Genomic DNA, 1,394 nt, shown 5'->3' on the forward strand with positions numbered 1-1,394 from the left:
TTCTGAACGAAGTAGTGTGAAATGCCTAGTGATAAAACCCATATTAATATTGTAGTCATTGGTCATGTAGATAGTGGTAAATCTACTTCTACTGGACATCTAATTTACAAATGTGGTGGAATCGACAAAAGAACTATCGAAAAATTTGAGAAAGAAGCTCAAGAAATGGGAAAAGGTTCTTTCAAGTATGCATGGGTCCTTGATAAATTGAAAGCAGAAAGAGAAAGAGGGATAACCATTGATATTGCTCTGTGGAAATTTGAAACAACAAAATTCTATGTTACAGTTATTGATGCTCCTGGTCACAGAGATTTTATTAAGAACATGATTACGGGTACTAGTCAAGCAGATTGTGCAGTGTTAGTAGTTGCAGCTGGAACTGGTGAATTTGAAGCAGGTATATCTAAAAATGGACAAACTCGAGAGCATGCTTTATTGGCTTATACTCTTGGAGTAAAGCAAATGATTGTTGGTGTAAATAAAATGGATTCAACTGAACCGCCATTTAGTGAACCAAGATTTAATGAAATTAAGAAAGAAGTTTCTGGTTATTTAAAAAAAGTAGGATATCAACCAGATGGCGTGGCTTTTGTTCCAATTTCAGGCTGGAATGGAGATAATATGATTGATGAAAGCTCAAACATGCCATGGTATAAAGGATGGGAAATTTCTCGCAAAAATGCAAAAAAAGAGGAAATCAAAACTACGGGAAAAACATTATTAGATGCATTAGATTCATTGGAGCCTCCTACTAGACCAACAAACAAACCTCTAAGGCTCCCATTACAAGATGTCTATAAAATTGGTGGCATTGGCACAGTTCCAGTTGGACGTGTTGAAACTGGAATTCTAAAACCTGGAATGGTAGTTACATTTGCTCCTCAAGGTCTCACTACTGAAGTCAAATCGGTTGAAATGCATCATGAGGCGTTGACTGAAGCTCTTCCTGGTGATAATGTGGGATTTAACATTAAAAATGTGTCTGTGAAAGAAATACGTAGAGGTAATGTGTGCAGTGATTCCAAAAGTGATCCAGCTAGACAAGCTACTGATTTCGTAGCGCAAGTTATTATTATGAATCATCCAGGGGAAATTCATGCTGGTTACTCTCCAGTCTTGGATTGTCACACTGCACATATTGCTTGCAAGTTCGCGGAATTATTGAAGAAAATTGATCGCCGTTCAGGAAAAGATCTGGAAGACTTCCCAAAACAATTTAAATCTGGTGATGCAGGATTAGTTAGGCTTGTTCCTTCTAAGCCTATGTGCGTTGAAACCTTTAGCGAATATCCACCACTTGGCCGATTTGCAGTTCGGGATATGAAACAAACTGTGGCGGTTGGTGTTATTAAGGAGGTAACTAAGAAAGCTGTAGAAGGAAAAGTAACCAAGGC

Annotated in this window: 1 protein-coding gene; it reads left to right on the plus strand. The window is 37.9% G+C overall.

What is annotated here, in order from left to right:
- Nucleotides 1-21: 21 nt before the first annotated feature.
- Nucleotides 22-1,394, plus strand: a 1,373-nt coding sequence (gene tuf / locus G0Q00_RS08530; protein ID WP_163038402.1) for a translation elongation factor EF-1 subunit alpha, incomplete at its 3' end; no start/stop codon positions are given.

It is taken from the genome of Aliiroseovarius sp. PrR006 (assembly GCF_010500215.1).
Taxonomy (GTDB): domain Bacteria; phylum Pseudomonadota; class Alphaproteobacteria; order Rhodobacterales; family Rhodobacteraceae; genus Aliiroseovarius.